Source organism: Maribacter sp. Hel_I_7 (assembly GCF_000688315.1).
GTDB lineage: Bacteria > Bacteroidota > Bacteroidia > Flavobacteriales > Flavobacteriaceae > Maribacter > Maribacter stanieri.
The window spans coordinates 901,245-920,580 of sequence record NZ_JHZW01000002.1 but is presented as its reverse complement, the minus strand read 5'-3'; the positions used below and the strand labels follow the sequence as shown (position 1 = coordinate 920,580).

The window sequence follows — 19,336 nt, the reverse complement described above, 5'->3', positions numbered from 1 at the left end:
GTTTTGTATTAGGTTTATCAATTTAAATTCTAGTAATCCATTTTATTCAAATGATAAATAGAAAGGTTCATTATAATTAGCCTTAATCTATCCCCAATCTTTTTCGATATATTTGATTTACTTAACTATTGTATTTATAAGATCCAAATATGTCAAATTACCTGATTACCGTAAATAAAGAAGAATTACAATGTAGCATTAGCAACGTAGATTCTTTAGATAGTATAATGGTCAATGAGAATACGCTTCATGTTTTAGATAAGAATAGCGCTTTTGACGTAGAAATAATTCATTCCAATTTTTTGAATAAGACCATCTCACTTTCAATTAACGGAAATATTTATGATGTTAAACTTGAAGATAAGTACGATCAACAAATTAAAAAGATGGGATTGCTGGCGGTAACCACTCAAAAACTAAATCAAGTGAAAGCACCCATGCCCGGTTTAATTGTTGATGTTTTGGTAGAGGTGGGGCAAGAGGTTATAGAGGGAACTCCTTTACTAGTACTCTCAGCTATGAAGATGGAGAATGTTATTCTTGCTCAGGGCGAAGGCAAAATAAAATCAATTGAAGTTAAAAAAGACGATGCAGTAGAGAAAGGACAGTTGATTATTGAAATGGAATAAGAACAATACTATAACCGCCATGGTTGAAAAAGAAAATTAAGTTCTAATGAAAAAAGTACTAATAGCCAACAGAGGTGAAATAGCATTACGGATAATGAAGACTGCCCAAAAAATGGGTATAAAAACCGTTGCTGTATATTCTGAAGTTGACCGTCATTCGCCACATGTAAAGTTTGCAGATGAGGCAGTTTTACTTGGTCCTGCTCCTTCATCAGAATCTTATCTAGTGATGGAAAAAGTAATTAATGCAGCTAAGGGTACAGGCGCAGATGGTATTCACCCAGGCTACGGATTCTTAAGTGAAAATGCGGCTTTCGCACAAATGGTAGAGGACAACGGTATCACTTTTATTGGGCCAAAGCCTCATGCCATTAAGGTAATGGGAAATAAACTGGCTGCAAAAGAAGCGGTTCGTGATTATGATATTCCAATGGTGCCTGGTATTGAAGAAGCCATAACAGATGTTGCCTTGGCTGAAAAGGTAGCAAAGCAAATCGGTTTTCCTATCCTAATAAAAGCATCTGCAGGTGGAGGAGGTAAGGGAATGCGCGTAGTTGAAAATTTGAAGGATCTACCGGAGCAAATGCAACGGGCTATCAGTGAGGCACAAGCTGCTTTTGGTGATGGTTCCGTATTTATAGAAAAGTACGTGGGCTCGCCCAGACATATAGAAATTCAAGTCTTGGCAGATACGCATGGTAATATTGTTCATTTATTTGAACGCGAGTGTAGTGTTCAAAGAAGGCATCAAAAAGTAGTTGAAGAAGCCCCATCGGCAGTTTTGACTCCAGAAATTAGAAAAGCGATGGGAGAAGCTGCAATTAAAGTAGCTAGAGCTTGCGATTATGTTGGTGCAGGTACGGTTGAGTTTTTGTTGGATGAACAGAAGAATTTCTACTTTTTGGAAATGAATACTAGGCTTCAGGTTGAACATCCTGTATCTGAGTTAATATCAGGTATTGATTTAGTTGAGCAGCAAATTAAAGTTGCACGTGGCGAAAAATTGGCATTTACACAAGAGGATTTGAAAATTAAAGGTCATGCACTTGAGGTACGTGTATATGCAGAAGACCCATTAGCTGATTTTATACCGAGTATTGGTACGCTATCAACCTATAAAACTCCCGTTGGTGATGGTATTCGCGTTGATGATGGTTTTGAAGAAGGTATGGAGGTTCCTATTTACTATGACCCAATGCTTTCTAAGTTGATTACCTATGGTAAAACTAGGGAAGAAGCTATACAATTAATGATAACAGCAATCAATAATTACAAGGTAGAGGGTGTTGCCACAACCTTGTCTTTTGGAAAGTTTGTTTGTGAACATGAAGCCTTTACTTCTGGGAATTTTGATACTCATTTCGTTAAAAACTATTATTCTCCAGAGCTTTTAGAAAAACAGTATGCCGAAGAAAGAAGAATAGCGGCCTTAGTAGCATTGAAATTGTATTTAGAAAATGATAAGACATTAAAAATGCCGACTAAGGTTGCTTCTAATTGGCAGAAGAGTAGGATGTAAAATTGCAATAAGGATTTGAACGATTACAATGAAAAATAATAAAGAGATATTAGCAGAGAAACTGGCGTTGGGTAAAATGGGTGGTGGTCAAGAACGTATTGACAAACAACATGCCAAAGGAAAGTTAACTGCATATGAACGTATTCATTTTTTGTTAGATGAAGGGTCATTTGAAGAAATGGGTGCTTTGGTAACCCACCGTACTAAAGATTTTGGTATGGAAAAACAAGTCTTTTATGGTGACGGAGTAGTAACGGGATACGGAACCATCAATGGAAGACAAGTTTGTGTTTTTGCACAGGATTTTACTGTTTTCGGTGGTGCGTTATCTGAAACCCATGCCGAGAAAATCTGTAAGATTATGGATATGGCCATGAAGATTGGTGTGCCTATGATTGGTTTAAACGATAGTGGTGGTGCACGCATTCAAGAAGGAGTTCGTTCTTTAGGTGGTTATGCTGATATTTTTCATAAGAACGTAATGGCATCAGGAGTAATTCCACAAATTTCTGCCATAATGGGTCCATGTGCCGGTGGTGCTGTATATTCACCTGCAATGACCGATTTTACTTTGATGGTAGAGAACTCCAGTTATATGTTTGTAACTGGACCAAATGTGGTTAAAACGGTTACAAATGAAGAGGTGACTTCAGAAGAACTTGGTGGCGCGTTGACCCATGCTACTAAATCTGGGGTAACACATTTAACGGCTGCTAACGATATTCAGTGTATCAACCAAATTAAGCAGATAATTAGTTACATGCCTCAGAACTGTGAGGATAAACCAGCTGATATTCCATTTGTACTTGGTAATGAGGTTCGTGAAGTATTAGAAGAAATTATACCTGAGAATGCAAATCAACCATACGATATGCGTAACGTCATCAACGGGATTATTGATCAAGATTCATTCTTTGAAATACACGAAGCCTATGCTGATAATATTGTGGTAGGTTTTGCAAGACTTGGAGGTAAAAGCATTGGTGTTGTTGCCAATCAGCCTATTAGTTTGGCTGGTGTGCTTGATGTCGATAGTTCTAAAAAAGCAGCACGTTTTACTCGTTTTTGCGATTGTTTCAATATTCCGCTTTTAGTATTGGTAGATGTTCCAGGATTTTTACCGGGTACAGATCAAGAATGGAACGGTATTATTACAAACGGTGCTAAATTGTTGTATGCGTTAAGTGAAGCAACAGTACCTAAAGTAACCGTTATTACGCGAAAAGCATACGGTGGTGCGTATGATGTTATGAACTCCAAACATATTGGAGCCGATTTAAATTATGCGTGGCCAGGTGCAGAAATTGCGGTTATGGGCGCAAAAGGGGCAAGTGAAATTATATTTAGAAAGGAAATAAGTGCTGCTGATGATCCAGAAGCAAAACTCGCCGAAAAAGAGGCGGAGTATGCAAAGTTATTTGCTAATCCGTATAGTGCTGCGCAAAGAGGATTTATAGATGAGGTTATTCTGCCGAAAGATACTAGGAGAAAACTCATAAAAGCGTACACTTTGCTCGAAAACAAAGTAGCGGTTTTACCTAAAAAAAAACATGGCAATATTCCATTATAGTAGTATGGTGGCATTTTAAACTCGTAATGAAGAATCCCTTACTATAAGGCTAGTCTTAATTTCTACCGTTTTAGTCATTACATCATTACTAGGGGCTTCAATCTCCTCTATTAAGAATCGTACGGCTGTACGCCCAATTTTATCTCCTGGCTGGTCTACCGTAGTTAATGAGGGACTAATTATGGTTGAGTTAATAGAGTTACTGAACCCTACCACAGCAATTTCTTCAGGTATTTTGACCTTAAATTTATGTAGCGATTTAATGGCACCAATTGCGGCATTGTCGGTAATTGCAAAAATAGCATCCGGGCGTTTTTTCATGCTTAATAGAATATTCGTCAATCGTCTACCATTGGCTAATGAAATATCTTCGGTACTTAAAATTAGCTTGTCCCGTACAGGAATATTGTATTGGTTTAATGCACGTAAGTAACCGGCATATCTCTTTTCAGAATTATATGAGTTTTCTGTTTCTTTAATAATGGCAATTCGTTCTTTTCCTAATTCAATTAAATGTTCAACCGCATTAAATGCTGCTTCTTCTTCATTGATAACTATTTGTGTACATGGAATTTTACTAGATACTTTATCAAACAATACTAATGGAATCCTATTAAAAACTTTTAGTACCTCTTCTAATTTAGTTGTTTTACGAGCCAAAGACATTAAAATACCATCAACTCCAAATTGGGTCATCGTATTCAACATTTCTACCTGTTTTATTTCATCATTGTTAGATTCTGATATAATAACCCTGTAACCGCGTAGTTCTGCTTCTTCTATAACCCCTTTTAAAATAGTGGATGTGAATAGATGGGAGATGTTGGGTACTATAACTCCTAATATATGTGTTTCGCGAGAACGGAACCCTCTTGCAAATAAGTTAGGAACATAATTCATTTGCTTTGCCAACTTTTTCACTCTATCCTTTGTGTCTTGGCTTATATCTGGGTGGTCATTTAATGCCCTAGAAACTGTTGAAATAGAAAGATTTAGCTCTTTTGAAAGTTCCTTTAAAGTGGTATTTCTCTTTTTGCTCATAATTGTAAATCAGTTAATTATGATGTTTTCCTCTGAAATACAATACTACAAAATAAATTGCAAACGTTTTCGCAATCGTTTGCATAGGTATCTCGTTAATTTTTGGTTAACAGAATATCATATTCGTATAATTTAGCTTCATAATCAACGATTTGATAATATTAATCGACTCAACTTAAAAAAAACTCAAACATTATGAAGAAAATTATTTTTGCGGTAATCGGACTTCTTTTAAGTGCAAGCTCCTTTGCACAGACCGATATTTCAGGAACTATAACAGACAGTTCAGGAGCACCAATTCCCGGTGCTAATATTTTAATTGCAGGTAGTACATCGGGTACAACATCAGATTTTGATGGTAATTTTACTTTTTCTACAGACTTAACTGGTGCTCAAGTATTGCGTATATCTTATATAGGGTTTACATCGGTAGATAAGCCGTTAACTTTAGACGGCACTTCACAAACTGTAAACATTGTACTTCAAGAAGGTGGTCAGTTATTAGATGAGGTAGTTTTAACCGCATCCAGTACTTTTCGTTCTCAGAAGCAGGCTCCTTTATCTATTAGCTCTGTGAAGATGAAAGAAATTACTAAGCTATCCGCTAACAGTCAGGCAGATATTCTTAGAAGTGTGCCGGGTATTACCGCTGAAGGTGGTGGAGGTGAAACGGCAAGTAACATATTTGTTAGAGGTTTGCCTTCTGGTGGTCAGTATGTTTTCAATCCTTTACAATATGATGGTATGCCTTTGATTAGTTCTTTTGGACTAAATTCTTCTGCGCATGATGTCTACGCAAGACCGGATATTGGTTTCAAAGGTGTTGAATTTGTGCGTGGTGGTGCAGCTGTATTATATGGTGCAGGTTCTGTTGCCGGTATTATCAACTACACTAGTAAAACAGGTGATACAAACCCGGGTAATATTATCAATATAGAAGTGGCTAACCAAGGTAGAATTAAAACGGATTTTTATTCTGGTGGTCAATTAGGTGGCGAAGATTCTAACACGTACTATGCATTTACAGGTTTTGTTCGTCATGATAGAGGTCCTATAGATGTTGGTCTTCCAACTAAAGGGGTTCAGTTTAGAGGTAATATTAAAAAGAAATTTGATAATGGTTCTTTTACTTTAAGCGGACAGTTTATTGATGATAAGGCACAATTTTATCTTCCAATTCCATTAAGTGGTGGTAGTAGAGAACGTATAAATGGTAATGATGGAAACCCTGTAGAGCAACTTTTGACTGGTGCTTTAGCGAATACTTCATTTAATACGCCTGGTGGAACATATAACAGTCCAATAGCGGATGGTGTTGCAACTACAGGTGGTTATTTAATGGGTGATTTCAATTACAGATTCGAAGACGATCTTAAGTTGACTTCTAAAATTAAGTATGCTAATTACAAGCATAATTTCGCTCTTTATGTAGGTGGTAATGGTGTTAACGGAAACCCTATCACACTTGATAATTATGTGGAAAGTATTGCTCCTGGTAATTTAGGGTATACTGCAGCTTACCAAAGTGGTTCGGGTTCTCAAATTAACGGTAACGATCTAGTGATTGATAATTTACATGTGGATCGTTTACGTCCGATGACAGATTACTCTGGTGAAATCAATTTGACAAAATCTATAGAAACTGCAAATGGTGGTAACCATAACATAACTGTAGGTTCTTACATTGCTCGTACAGAGGCTGAAGATGTTAACTATCAGTATAGAGTATTGACAGAATTCAACAATAACCCTCAATTGGTAAACTTAAATTATACCGATGCTAGTGGTAATAATGTGGTGTATTCGCAAGGCGGACTTTATAATCGTATTGGTCAAACAGCTAATAACTTTCTATCTCAAAATAGAGTAGCATTATATGTTACAGACGAGATGATTTTGGACAGATGGCGTTTTGATGTTGGTTTCAGATGGGAGCATACAGATGGTATAAATAGTCGTGGTGGTATAATGAGCGAAACAGTTTATACTACACCAGATATTACTACAGAATTAAGCGATGTACAAACTGCAGATGGTACTTTCTTAAGAACGGAAGTTAATGCAAGTGCATGGGCATTGTCGTTAGCTGGTTTATATGAGCTAACTGAAACAACCAACCTTTATGCTAACTTCTCTAAAGGATATTTCTTTCCACAATTAAGAGGTTTTGCTCCTGTAGCCGGTATTTCTGAAAGTCCTTATGATGCAGAAAATATTATACAGTTTGAAGCTGGTGCCAAGTTTGGAAATCAAAAATTCTCTGGTTCGGTAGCTGGTTACTACGTAGGTCTTAAAGATCGTATTTCTATTCGTCAGGCAATTGTTGCAGGTCAATTAATAGATGAGACAAGAGCGGAGCAAAACACAAGAACAATAGGTATAGAGGCTACTTGGGATTACAACCTTGCACAGTATTTAAATCTTCGTGTTAATGTAACTTATCAAGACCATGAGATTACAAAAAATACCGATTTCGATTTAGTTAACGGTACTTCTACAGAGGCTAATGTTGGTAATGAGTTGGCAAGACAACCTAATTTATTGGGTGGTTTAGGTCTGTATTATGATAATGCAGCATTTGATGCCAATTTCGGATTCAACTATACAGGCGCAAAGTTTACAGATGATACGAATAATATAGAATTAGATGCCATTACAATTGGTAGGTTAGGTGACGGTTATACATTTTCTAAAGAGGATAACAACCAATCGGTTCGTTTAGGGGTATCGATTTTCAACCTTTTTGATAGCGACGGTATTACAGAAGGTAACCCAAGAGCAGGTTCAGCAGGTCAAACAGAATCTGAATTTTTTGTTGGTCGACCAATTTTACCTAGAAGATTGTTTTTAACGGCAACTTTCAATTTTTAAAAAAGTTTGTTAGTTTAAGTTTAATTGATTGCACATTGGCAATTGGAGAATTGTCAATGTGTTTTTTTACCAGTAAAATATGAAGGAAAATTTATATAAGAAAGCTATTGCAGTATTAGATGCAAATTTTCAAGATGGAGGTTTTACCATACCAAGCGCAGGTTTATATCCTTTTCAATGGAAATGGGATTCTGGCTTTATAGCCATTGGTTTTGCCCATTATGATGTGGAAAAGGCTAAAACAGAAATGAGGACTTTGTTAGATGCCCAATGGAAAAATGGCTTTATCCCACATATTGTTTTTCATACAGAGAACGATTCTTATTTTCCTGGAGCAGATTTTCATCAGTCAGAATTACACCCATTATCTTCTAAAAAATATAGATCTACGGGTATGACGCAACCACCGGTAACAGGTTTTGTTTTGCAAGAAATGTACCGTATTGCCGACGATAAAAAAGACATGCTGAATTTTATCAAAGAAGAAATTGATAAGGTGTATGCAAATCATGAATATTTCTATAAAAATAGAGATCCACAAGATGAAGGTTTAGTGTACATCTACCATAACTGGGAATCTGGTACTGATAATTCTCCGGTTTGGGATGATATATGGAAAACTATGAATCCGCCAGAATACGATTTTGTTCGAAAGGACACTACCCATGTAGATGCTTCTCAAAGACCTTCTAAGAGGGAGTACGATCATTATTTACATATTATAGATATTGCTAAGCAAAACAATTATAACGATGCTAAAATAGCTGAGCTTTCTCCGTTTTTAGTTCAAGATCCATTGTTCAATGCCATGTTGATCAAATCTAACCAGGCATTAATAGATCTGTATATACAGATAGGTGGTAATGAAGAAAGGATAAAGAATATTATAAAATGGCAATCTAAAAGTATTAAAAGTTTTAATGATAAGTTATTTGATGCCGACTTGGGTGCTTATGTGCATTACGATTTAAGAAATGAAAAACCTATTAGGCATATAACGTCTTCATCTTTTTCGCCATTATTCGCAAACATTCCTTCTCAAGAAAGAGCTGAGGTCTTAGTGAAAACAATGATGAACAAATTTGGCGGAGAGGATAAATACTTATGTGCTTCTTTTGATCCTACAAATGATCGATTTAATCCTAAAAAATATTGGAGAGGTCCTGTTTGGATCAATATGAATTGGATGCTCTTTTTAGGACTTAAAAATTATGGTTTTACCGATGTTGCTGCACGTATGAAGCAAGATAGCATTGAGCTTATCGAGAAATATGGTTTTTACGAATATTTTGATTGTAGAAAGGATACTGGAGATGAAAACCCTACTGGCTACGGCGGTAATAATTTTTCATGGAGTGCTGCTTTATTTATTGATATGGTAAATACGGATTAAAGCTTTCGTATGCCTCTAAAAAGTTAAATTATGAATTACATTGACTACATTATAATTGCATTTTATATTCTAGGGATCTTAGGAGTTGGTTTATTGATCAAAAAGAATAAAAGCTAGATTATGAATTATATAGACTATATCATTATCGTTGTTTACCTAGTGGGTTTTTTAGGACTCGGCTTTATGTTCAAAGACAATAATACTGGGGGAGATTATTTTTTAGGAGGCCGTAAAACATCTTGGTTGCCCTTAAGTTTATCTGCAATGGCAACCCAACTGTCTGCAATCAGCTTTATTTCAGCTCCTGCATTTGTAGGTCTTAAAGATGGTGGTGGTATGCAATGGCTTACCTATGAATTAGGGGTTCCTCTTGCAATGGCATTTCTGTTAATTGCGGTATTGCCAACACTATATAAATCTGGTATTGTTAGTGTATATGAATACTTAGAAACTCGGTTCGATGCTTCTTCACGTTTATTGATAAGTTTTGTTTTTCAAATAAGTAGATCGGTAGCTACCGGAGTTATGGTGTATACTATGGCATTGATATTACAAGCTACTATCGGATTAGAATTTTGGATATCTATTTTGATAATAGGTCTTATTACCATGGTCTACTCTTTTCAAGGAGGAATGAAGGCAGTTATTTGGGGCGATGTTATTCAAATGAGTATTCTTTTTATTGGTATTATTATCTGTCTTTATTTCGGATTTAGCGAGCTTGGCGGAGTAGATAATTTTCTTACTCATGTAGATACCGATAGAATTACTGCTGTAAATTTTAATAAATGGGGTTTCAATAATGCCGATGGAAATGATGAATTCGGATTTTGGCCCATGGTCATTGGTGGCTTTTTTCTTTATGCATCTTATTATGGAACCGATCAAACACAGTCACAAAGGCTGTTATCCTCAATTAGCATGTCTAACCTGAAAAAGTTGATGATGGCGAACGGACTTCTACGTTTTCCTTTTACATTGACTTACTGTATTATGGGGCTTGTATTAGGTACATTGTTATTACAAGATGTAAGTTTTCAAGAACAGATGGAAACTGTTTATCAAGCTAATATTGGTTCTCTTCAAGGAAAAAAAGCCGATTTAATGGTGCCTGTTTTCATTATCAAATATTTACCTAATGGTGTTATTGGAATTTTAATTGTGGCTATAATGTCTGCAGCGATGTCTACCCTTAGTTCAACGGTAAATTCATTATCTGCGGTAACTATGGAGGATTTTGTCAAAAGATTCAATCCTAACATGCCCGATAAAAAATACATGATGTATTCAAAATTATTGTCCATTTTTTGGGGTCTGGTATGTTTGTTCTTTGCATTTTTTGCAGGTAATATAGAAGGTACGGTAATAGAGGTAATCAATAAAATAAGTTCTGTCTTCTACGGTCCCATTTTAGCAGCTTTCATTTTAGCGATTCTTACCAAGAGAACACATGCACTTGGTGCAAATATTGGTATCGTAGTAGGGGTATTGTTTAATGTTTATCTATGGCTTTACGTACCTCAAATATTTTGGTTCTGGTGGAATGCTCTTGGTTGCTTAGTAACTATAGTGGTTGCTTTAGCGGTTAGTTACACTGTTAAAAGACAGGTTAACGAAGGTTTAGAAGTAACGTACTATTCTGGTAAAAAAGAGGTTGCCATTTTACTCGCTTACTTTGTGGCTATTGTTCTGTTCAGTATCTCTCTGCCAAATATGTTGAATTAATACGATAGCTATGAAATTTGTAATTGCACCAGATAAGTTTAAAGGATCCTTAACCGGATTCGAGTTTTGCGATGCGGTAGCAGAAGGACTTCAAATGGTTTTTAAGGATGCTAAAATTATCAATAAACCTTTGGCAGATGGTGGTGACGGGACTATAGAAGTTGCCAAATACTATATTAATGGAGAGAAGATTACCATAACCGTAAGCGATCCGCTTTTTAGACCCATTAATGCTTCTTATTTGTATTCAGAAGAGACTAAAATCGCATATATAGAAATGGCAGAAGCATCTGGCTTAAAATTATTGGGCGATGATGAACGTAATTGTATGATAACTACAACATCTGGTACTGGGGAATTAATTTATGATGCACTTGATAAGGGTGCTAAAGAAATTATTCTTGGTATAGGCGGCAGTGCTACCAATGATGGTGGTATGGGTATGGCAAATGCATTGGGCTATCAATTCTTAGATGAGCATGGTAAAGAATTGGTACCTATTGGTCAAAATCTTTCTAAAGTAAAATCGATAGATGATTCAAACAAACACGTAAGACTAAAAGAAGTAAAAATAAAAGTCGCTTGCGATGTTACTAATCCCTTCTACGGATTAAATGGAGCTGCCTATATTTATGCAGCACAAAAAGGAGCTTCTGAAAATGAAATTATAGTATTGAATAATGGTCTGCATAATTTAGCTGAAGTTATTAAAAGCAACTATAATATAGATTTACAAAAAATAAATGGTGCCGGCGCAGCTGGTGGCGTAGGAGGTGGTGCACTTACTTTTCTTGATGGGGAACTAATTTCTGGGATTAATCTTATAAAAGAATTGGCAGATTTTGATGCCACAATAGATGGTGCAGATTGGATTATTACGGGTGAAGGTCAGCTAGATGAACAAACGCTGTCCGGTAAAACTATAGATGGTGTAATAACTTCAGCCAAAATAAAAAATATACCCGTGGCAGCATTATGTGGTTCCGTGAGTATAAGTGTAAATCAGCAAAATAAATTTGGTCTCACATATGTTTCTTCAATTGTGAGAGGTATTTCTACGTTACAAGAAGCTATGAATAATAGTCATGAAAACCTTGTAAACGCTACTTACAATTTCGCTAGTTTACTTAAATGATTTTTTATTGTTTTAGAATATTTGCGATTCTGTAACTTGATATATCAGAAATTATAATCCATGAACTACAAACTTTTTTGGCTTTTAAAACATCGTTTTGAAAGAAATCTATCCTTAGGTATTTCTGCGTTTACATTTCATATTCTACTATTGACAACGTTTTATTAATGGGCTGGTGCCCTAGCATTACCTATAAAATACATATGTAATCAGTATGCGCAGATGGTGAACAAAAACAAGTTAGCGGATAATTTTGAACATTATGCGTATATGGGTAATGAATCTAACTATGAAGAGTCAGATTTTGCTCCGTCATTTAATAATAAGTTCTTAGTGTTTTATACGGGTAGAGACTTAGAAACTACCTCTAGAAGTTCTACACCTTATTTAAATCTGTATAAAACTACAATGCCAGGAACATTAGGGGCTTCAGATATTTTTATGGTAGAGGTATATAATGTTGGTAGCTATGGTATTCCTCAAAATTTAGGTTCTAAGATTAATACGGAGAGTAAGGAAACCTTTCCTTTTATTTCCGATTCTGAAGTTCTGTATTTTGCATCAGACGGTCATCCGGGTTTAGGAGGTTTAGATATTTTTTCCATCGATTTGAAAAACCAAGGAAAGGTTAAGAATTTAGGAAACCCAATCAACAGTCCTAATGACGATTTTTCATTAATATTCGATGATGAAACCAGTTCGAGTTTCTTTGCTTCTAACCGAACAGGTGGTATTGGTGGCGATGATATTTATGCTTTAAAAACTATTGACTGTATAGTAAGTATTTCTGGGAATGCTGTTGATAAGGATTCTGAAAAACCATTGCCATTTGCAACTATTAATGCGAAAAACATATCAAGAGGAAATATCGGTGAAGCACAAACAGATGCGCAAGGTAATTATACTATAGAAATACCGTGTCAAGAAAGTCAGTACTCCATTGTCGCTAATTTAGAAGGGCATGAAGAAGGGTCGCTTTTTATGATTACTACACCTGATGAAAAAAAAGTTAAGAACGCACGTGTAATTCTTGAAGAGAGCAGTAAGGTTGCGGTTATTGGTGCAGATTTAGTAAAAGTTCTGAAACTAGCACCTATATATTTTGATTTGAATAGTTCTTACTTACGTAATAATGCTTTTGAGAATCTAGATAAAGTAGTGGCGTATATGAAGAAAAGACCAGAGGTAAAAGTGGAAATAGGGGCGCACACAGATAGTCGCGAAGAGGATGACTATAACTTATGGCTTTCTGACCGAAGAGCTAAGAGAACAGTTGCCTATATTATTTCTGAGGGTATAGACAGTAGTAGAATTACCGGAAAAGGATATGGGGAGACCGAATTGATTAATAAATGTGTAAACGGTGTCATTTGTTCGGACAGAGACCATCAATTAAACAGGCGTTCTGAGTTTATTCTTATAGAGTAGGTCTATAAATGTTAATCTCAAAGATTCTTTAGTCTCCTTTTAATACTTCAATTTCCTTAATTATACTTAAAGGTTTTCCGTATGTAGTAAAGCCGTTTAAAATTATTTCATAGGTACCTTCTAGATCAGAGGTGTAAAATTCAAAATCATAAGTACTATTGGCAATATTAAATTGTGGATTCCAGTATAACAACCTTCTGTAATCTGGTACTCGGTCAAAAGTTGTATCACCTAATTGGTATGTTTGAACGAAGTAGTTTTTTTTAGATATAGGTTGTTTGAAAGGTACCACTAAACTGTTTTTTGAAGTATAACTATCTAGAAAATTACCTTTAAAGGTTTCTATTGAAATAATACCTTGATACTCTTTTGAACCTAAACGAAATTGATCCCTTGTCAAACTTATTTTTTCAATCTTACGTGCGTCATATGTTCTTATTTGCTCGTGATTGGGAATGTACACTCCATCAATTAGAACAATTGCAGGAAAGTCGTTATACTCTTCGTCATATGATTTAAAATCTTGCCCAATTCTAATATATGCATCATTAGTATTTCCTTTTCTAAACCCTGCAAATTTGACCACTTCTACCAACGACTCTTCAAGCGTAGGAAATCGAGTATAATCATCTAAAATAATTACTTCTGGTATGCCTCCATTAAAGATATCTATAGGATTACTCTCTAATATCGAATCTGGTTTTGAACCAAAAAATTGATTTTCAATTTGATTTAAAACACTTCTATTTTTAATATATTCTTCTTGGTCTCTTGATAGGTTAAAATCTGAAAATTTTAAATCGCTTAGGTCTATATTTTTTGGTACACCTTTTTCTATTATATATGTTCCATCTTGGTTTTCAACTTGTATTACGGCAAAAGGATTTTTACGGTCTTTACGTATGTAAGAATAGAAATTTCCGTTTTGGTCCGTTTCTGAGAATTTAAGTAACGATTCTTTTCCAGGTATAGAAATATCTATAGGAAGGTTTTCTGTCGGTAATCCTGTTTCAGTATTTTTTACCGTTCCATATATCAGTTCTCCTCTTTGTTCCGGTAAAAAAATACTGTCTCCAATGGTTTGTTTTATTTCTTTATCGGCATTGAAGTATGCGTTACCATATGTGATGGAGTTTATAGCCGATGCTATGGCTATTTCTTCTTTTCTTTTCACTTTTATGGTATAAGAACCATGACCTAACGCCCCTTTGAAATTTTTGATATTGAGATTTACTATTTCCCTAGGGAGATAAGTAGATTTATTTGTGCGAATGATTAGCGTTGACGAATCTGAAATTATAGTTGATTTCACAGTATTGGGCAAGACATCTTCACGAGATATGTCTAACAATGTGGATTGGTCTGCTAAATACGGATTAATGATTACGATGTCATCTTTAAATACTTGAGATAATCCTGAGTTTTTCATCCACTGGGTATATCCTAATAATTTATACCTGCCTGAAGGTATTTCTGTAGAAACAAAAAAATCGCCATAGCCATGTCCCTTTTCTAATTTTACTTTATGCTCAAATATAAATTTTTTAGATTCGTTTACAAGAGCAACATATCCAATCTTACTTACATTGGTAGGGTTGTTGGTCTGTGCATTAAAACAATGCAAAGAATAAACTAAATATTCCCCAGCGAACACTAATGGTCCGTTATGGTCAACATATGACTTTTCTTGAGGTACTTTTTTTAAATTTAAAAGATCAGATCCATCTTTTATTACATATTGGGCATGGCTCAAACTGGTAATAATGATTAGAAAAATAGTAAGTATTTGTCTGTTTTTCATTTGCTAATATTATTCTACCCAAAAAGCAGGTTCTACATTACTGCCTAAAACTGTACAGTCACCACAGATTTTTGGAACAAAAATATGTGGTCCTTGACATCGCCCTTCGTTAACATTTGGTTTAACGTAACTAATTAAATTTAAATCTACCTGTTGTATTACTGATTGTGGACATGGGTTAGGTCCTCTTGGCCCACTTAAACAAAAGGAATCGTGAGATTCTGGTGCAGTTAATTCGCTACAATTAAATGGGTAAGGAGGTAATTCTTCGTCAGCATAAAAATCAGAGTAATTAAAGAACAGCCTATTTTTTGATACAGAAACTACATCGAAAAAACCTATTACCGAGCCTTGTCTACCATCATCTGATGAAAGATTTCCTTCTAAAAAACCTGGTTGTACTTGAGAAAAAATACTCCCAGTCTGGCTAAAATTATTCAATTGGTCATAAAAGCTGTAAGATGTAGAACCAGAAACTAACTGAGTCACCTCAATACTGTATCTATGACTGATTATGAAGTTCTGCTTATCTATGAACCTAACCATGAATTTTTTAATATTATCCTTACCCAAATTACTTTGTCGAGCTTGTATAATACTATTAGATAAATTATTGCCATAGCATATCTGTTGCTCTTCTTCCCTTTCAATGATTTCAAGGTCATAAGTAACTACCGGCAAGGCACAAGGGTCATAATTAGTAAGTTTAAAATCATTTGGCACCCAATTTGGAGCTATGATTTTATATGTTTCATCATAAGTATAGCGTAAGTTTTGCACGTTACCTGTTTCAACAGTATTATCTACAAAAATACCAATGCCCTCGGCACCAGATTCACTAGTTGTTTTTTCGGCATATATATTCGAAATACTTGCCAACCCTTCAATTTCCATATCGGTAGAAGTATATTTTTTTCCATCTGATGTTACAATACTCAACTGATAAGAGTTACCCATTTCAGCGGCAAACTGAATATCCGATTCATAAATTCCTGGGCTAGATTCATTAAAGGAATATGTGGTGCCATTACTGTTTTCAATGGAAACCGTAGCATTGGTTTCATAACGTACCAAGTCTCTATTAATATCTCGAATGGGTGTGTATGGGTTGTAAACGGAGTCAATACCTAAGTCTACCAACGTATCCATTCTACTCAATGCTACGGTATGGTTTTTTAATTCATTGGTGAGAGTAGCCTCTATAATCAATATTTTAAGCACTTCGTCATCTGCTTCTATTCCTAAATCAACTTCTTCAATACAAGAAGCTAATAAGGAAATACACGTTATAAAAAGAAAGAATTTTTTCATCGATAAGGGTATTGCTTCTGTATTGTTAAAATTTAAAATTATAAGTGATAGATGGAATCGGAATAGAGAAAATAGAACTTTGTAGCGCCTTTACCTCACCGTCATCGGTTACAAAAAATACCGAATACGGATTATTTCTTCCTAATACGTTATATACCGATATGGTCACGAAACTATGAGCCAATTTCTTTTTCTTGTGATTTCCCTCAATATTCAAGCCCAAGTCTAGCCTATAGAAATCTGGAATTCTAAATTCATTTCTTTCGCTAAAAGCAACATAATCTGAATTATTGAATCTAAATGTACCTACAGGGTAAGTGATCGGTCTACCAGTCTGGTAAACAAAATTTGCTGAAACACTATATCTTTTGGTAAAGCGATAGTTGGTTATAACGCTAACATCATGCGGCTTATCAAAATTAGAAGGAAAAAACTCTCCGTTATTAATCCGCTCTTCGCTAAATTCACTATCAAAACGGTATAAAGACCTTGAGTAGGTGTAACTCAACCACCCATTTAACTGTCCGCTTTTTTTCTTTAATAAAAATTCTACTCCGTAAGCTTTACCGTCGCCTTGTAGTACTTGAGTTTCTACATTTTCATTTAGAAATAAATTAGCGCCTGTTTTAAAATCGAGCACATTCTCCATTTTCTTGTAATACCCTTCAACACTTACTTCATACTCATTTTCTTTAAAGTTTTTGTAAAATCCTAGCGAAGCTTGGTAGCCCTTTTGTGGCTCAATATTTAAATCTGATAATTTCCATGTGTCTATCGGTGAAACAGTTGTGTTATTTGAAAGAGTGTGTAAAAACTGATAAGAATTATTTAAGCTTGCTTTGACCGAAAAATCTGGGGTAAATAAATATCTTGTTGATAGCCTAAGTTCAGGTCCGCCATACGTTTTAATATTTTCACCGCTAGAATAAGAGATAGTGTCTTGCACTGTAGATTCATTCTTGGGCATGCCGTTTTCGTACGTGCGTTGGGTAGATTTACCCATGGCGGCAAAAAAGGCATAACGTACACCTAAATTTACCGATAGTTTATCATTGAAAGTAATTTCATCACCTACATAAAGAGCCCCTTCTATGGCTTGTTCTTTATCAATAAACTGACTGTTTACATCAGATTGGTCACCATCAGGTTCAATGCTCCCAGGATTAACGGAGTAGTATTTTGCAGATCCCCCATAATCTAAGGTGTTCTTATCATTCAATAAGGTACGAAGTTTGTATTTTAATTCTGTCTCGTTAATACTATAGTCTAAATTAAAATCTGTATTGGTTTCTCCGTCAAAATCAATTCCAAAGCCATAATTGCTATTATCAACAATTAAGGCGCTATTGGTTTTGTCGTTTATTCTGTGGTCCCAACGAACGGAAAATAGACGATTATCATAATTGTACAGTGAATCTGAAGTAATGCTAAAAGCATCTCTACTGTAATATGCAGTGGCTTTCACCTCATTTTTCTCATTTATTTTATTGTGATACTTTAGAATACCGTCAAAAAAAGAAGCGTTACTATTATTTAAAGCTTCATCATCTAAAGATCTTAAAATCCAATCTGCATAAGCACCCCTTGCACCTACAATAAGTGAAGATTTATCTTTTTCTAACGGAATTTCTAACGCCAAATTTGCGGTAACAGGACCAATAGAACCTTCACCTGATACTTTTTCTTCATTTCCATTTTTTGTTCTAATGTCAAAAACTGAAGAAAGTCGCCCACCAAACTCCATGGGTATTGCACCTTTATAAATATCGACACCTTTTGTTGTAAACGGATTTAATGCCTGAAAAATTCCAAAAAAGTGTTGAGGGTTGTAGATAACTGCATCATCTAATAACACTAGGTTTTGGTCTGTTTTACCGCCACGAACGTTAAGACCCATTGCACCTTCACCTGCAGATGAAATACCAGGCAAGGCTTTAGCCACTTGAAGAATATCTCGTTCACCTAATACTAAAGGAATGTTTTTTGAATTTTCAGAATCTATCTGTTCACTACCAGTTATTGCTTCTTCAACATTTTTAAAAGCGTCTGCCTCAACTACAACTTCATCTAATTGTTGCAACCCTTCTTCCATCAGTAAATCTAAATTACCATTATTGAACATTATGAGTTCACGCTCAGTAGATTCAATCCCCATGGCACGTACACTTAATATATTGTAGCCTGCAGGTAGTTCTAGTTTATAGTTTCCAGTGACATCGGTTACTGTAATTTGGTTTGTTCCTTTTACTCGAATTGCTAAATCCTGAATTGGATCCCCGGTTTTAGAATTTATTGCCCTGCCTGTAAGAAGGTATGTCTCTTGTAAATTATTAGGATCACTTTTGCCTACTTTGGCAACATCATATTCTCGTTTTGTACGCTTGGTAGTGTTATAAAAAGTAGGTGGTGGAGCATTATTCCTGTCCTGTGAATTGCTATTTGCGCTAACAATTTCTTCATTTCCAAAAAAACCTTTAGGTAGTTCATCATACACGATTGTATTTTCTAAGAGAATAATCCGTTTAGATGAGGTTAATATGTAGTAGTTTAAAGTGGTATTGTCAAGAATTGATTGTAAAACACTGTTTAAACTCTCGTTCTTATAGCTCGATGAAACTGTAATGCCTCTTGTCCATGAGTCTAAAAAATAGAATTTGTAGTCGGTTTGTTTTTCTATATCTAGAATGACTTCTTCTAAAGGTGCAGCTGCATATTGACCACTTATAGTGCTTAAATCTTGAGCATGACTATAAAATAGTGGTGCTAGCAATAGTAAAATTAAAAGCAGGTTTGCATTAAGTTTTAAAATTCTAAATGACAAATTCTGCGTAATAATTGCATGTGGTTTACAATCATTGTTGCGATGGTTGATCATGTTGGTTGGTTGGATTGTTACAAGATATGAAAAAGTAG

Annotated in this window: 12 protein-coding genes; 8 read left to right on the top strand and 4 right to left on the bottom strand. The window is 35.2% G+C overall.

All coding sequences use genetic code 11. The annotated features are described in order from the left end of the window. The first annotated feature begins 149 nt into the window (after nucleotides 1-149). From P178_RS0105480 to P178_RS0105470, 3 genes are read left to right on the top strand one after another with little or no spacing between them, the layout of a single operon-like run. Nucleotides 150-629 carry a biotin/lipoyl-containing protein gene (locus P178_RS0105480; RefSeq protein WP_027065270.1) on the top strand — a complete coding sequence of 160 codons (480 nt, stop codon included), beginning with the start codon at nucleotides 150-152 and terminating at the stop codon, nucleotides 627-629. 46 nt (nucleotides 630-675) lie between these two features. Further along, complete coding sequence (gene accC, locus P178_RS0105475) at nucleotides 676-2,148, top strand: acetyl-CoA carboxylase biotin carboxylase subunit (RefSeq protein WP_027065269.1); 1,473 nt, start codon at nucleotides 676-678, stop codon at nucleotides 2,146-2,148. Nucleotides 2,149-2,176: 28 nt separating this feature from the next. Further along, the gene (locus tag P178_RS0105470; protein ID WP_027065268.1) at nucleotides 2,177-3,718 is read left to right on the top strand and encodes an acyl-CoA carboxylase subunit beta; all 1,542 of its coding nucleotides are present in this window, start codon (nucleotides 2,177-2,179) and stop codon (nucleotides 3,716-3,718) included. A 15-nt stretch (nucleotides 3,719-3,733) separates the two neighbouring features. Here P178_RS0105470 and P178_RS0105465 read toward each other — a convergent pair whose 3' ends face one another. Then, on the bottom strand, nucleotides 3,734-4,759 hold the full coding sequence (locus P178_RS0105465) for a LacI family DNA-binding transcriptional regulator (protein WP_027065267.1): 1,026 nt from the start codon (nucleotides 4,757-4,759) through the stop codon (nucleotides 3,734-3,736). Nucleotides 4,760-4,954: 195 nt separating this feature from the next. On the opposite strand from P178_RS0105465, the gene P178_RS0105460 reads away from it, so the two are divergent. The 5 genes from P178_RS0105460 (at nucleotide 4,955) to P178_RS21530 (ending at nucleotide 13,311) form a co-directional block, all read left to right on the top strand. Further along, complete coding sequence (locus P178_RS0105460; RefSeq protein WP_027065266.1) at nucleotides 4,955-7,630, top strand: TonB-dependent receptor; 2,676 nt, start codon at nucleotides 4,955-4,957, stop codon at nucleotides 7,628-7,630. Nucleotides 7,631-7,709: 79 nt separating this feature from the next. Continuing rightward, nucleotides 7,710-9,023 (top strand): amylo-alpha-1,6-glucosidase, encoded by a 1,314-nt coding sequence (locus P178_RS0105455; RefSeq protein ID WP_027065265.1) that lies wholly within the window; start codon nucleotides 7,710-7,712, stop codon nucleotides 9,021-9,023. A gap of 120 nt (nucleotides 9,024-9,143) precedes the next feature. After that, the gene (locus tag P178_RS0105450) at nucleotides 9,144-10,748 is read left to right on the top strand and encodes a sodium:solute symporter (protein WP_027065264.1); all 1,605 of its coding nucleotides are present in this window, start codon (nucleotides 9,144-9,146) and stop codon (nucleotides 10,746-10,748) included. A 10-nt stretch (nucleotides 10,749-10,758) separates the two neighbouring features. Beyond that, complete coding sequence (locus tag P178_RS0105445) at nucleotides 10,759-11,883, top strand: glycerate kinase (RefSeq protein WP_027065263.1); 1,125 nt, start codon at nucleotides 10,759-10,761, stop codon at nucleotides 11,881-11,883. A gap of 222 nt (nucleotides 11,884-12,105) precedes the next feature. After that, nucleotides 12,106-13,311: an OmpA family protein gene (locus tag P178_RS21530; protein WP_051638181.1), complete on the top strand. Its 1,206-nt coding sequence runs from the start codon at nucleotides 12,106-12,108 to the stop codon at nucleotides 13,309-13,311. 28 nt (nucleotides 13,312-13,339) lie between these two features. Here P178_RS21530 and P178_RS0105435 read toward each other — a convergent pair whose 3' ends face one another. The 3 genes from P178_RS0105435 to P178_RS0105425 are packed head-to-tail and all read right to left on the bottom strand — an operon-like array spanning nucleotide 13,340 to nucleotide 19,298. Beyond that, on the bottom strand, nucleotides 13,340-15,112 hold the full coding sequence (locus tag P178_RS0105435; RefSeq protein WP_027065262.1) for a hypothetical protein: 1,773 nt from the start codon (nucleotides 15,110-15,112) through the stop codon (nucleotides 13,340-13,342). A gap of 9 nt (nucleotides 15,113-15,121) precedes the next feature. After that, nucleotides 15,122-16,423 carry a DUF4249 domain-containing protein gene (locus tag P178_RS0105430; RefSeq protein ID WP_027065261.1) on the bottom strand — a complete coding sequence of 434 codons (1,302 nt, stop codon included), beginning with the start codon at nucleotides 16,421-16,423 and terminating at the stop codon, nucleotides 15,122-15,124. Nucleotides 16,424-16,448: 25 nt separating this feature from the next. Next, a complete protein-coding gene (locus P178_RS0105425) occupies nucleotides 16,449-19,298 on the bottom strand; it encodes a TonB-dependent receptor domain-containing protein (protein WP_081819395.1) in 2,850 nt (949 codons plus the stop codon). Between the last annotated feature and the right edge of the window lie 38 nt (nucleotides 19,299-19,336).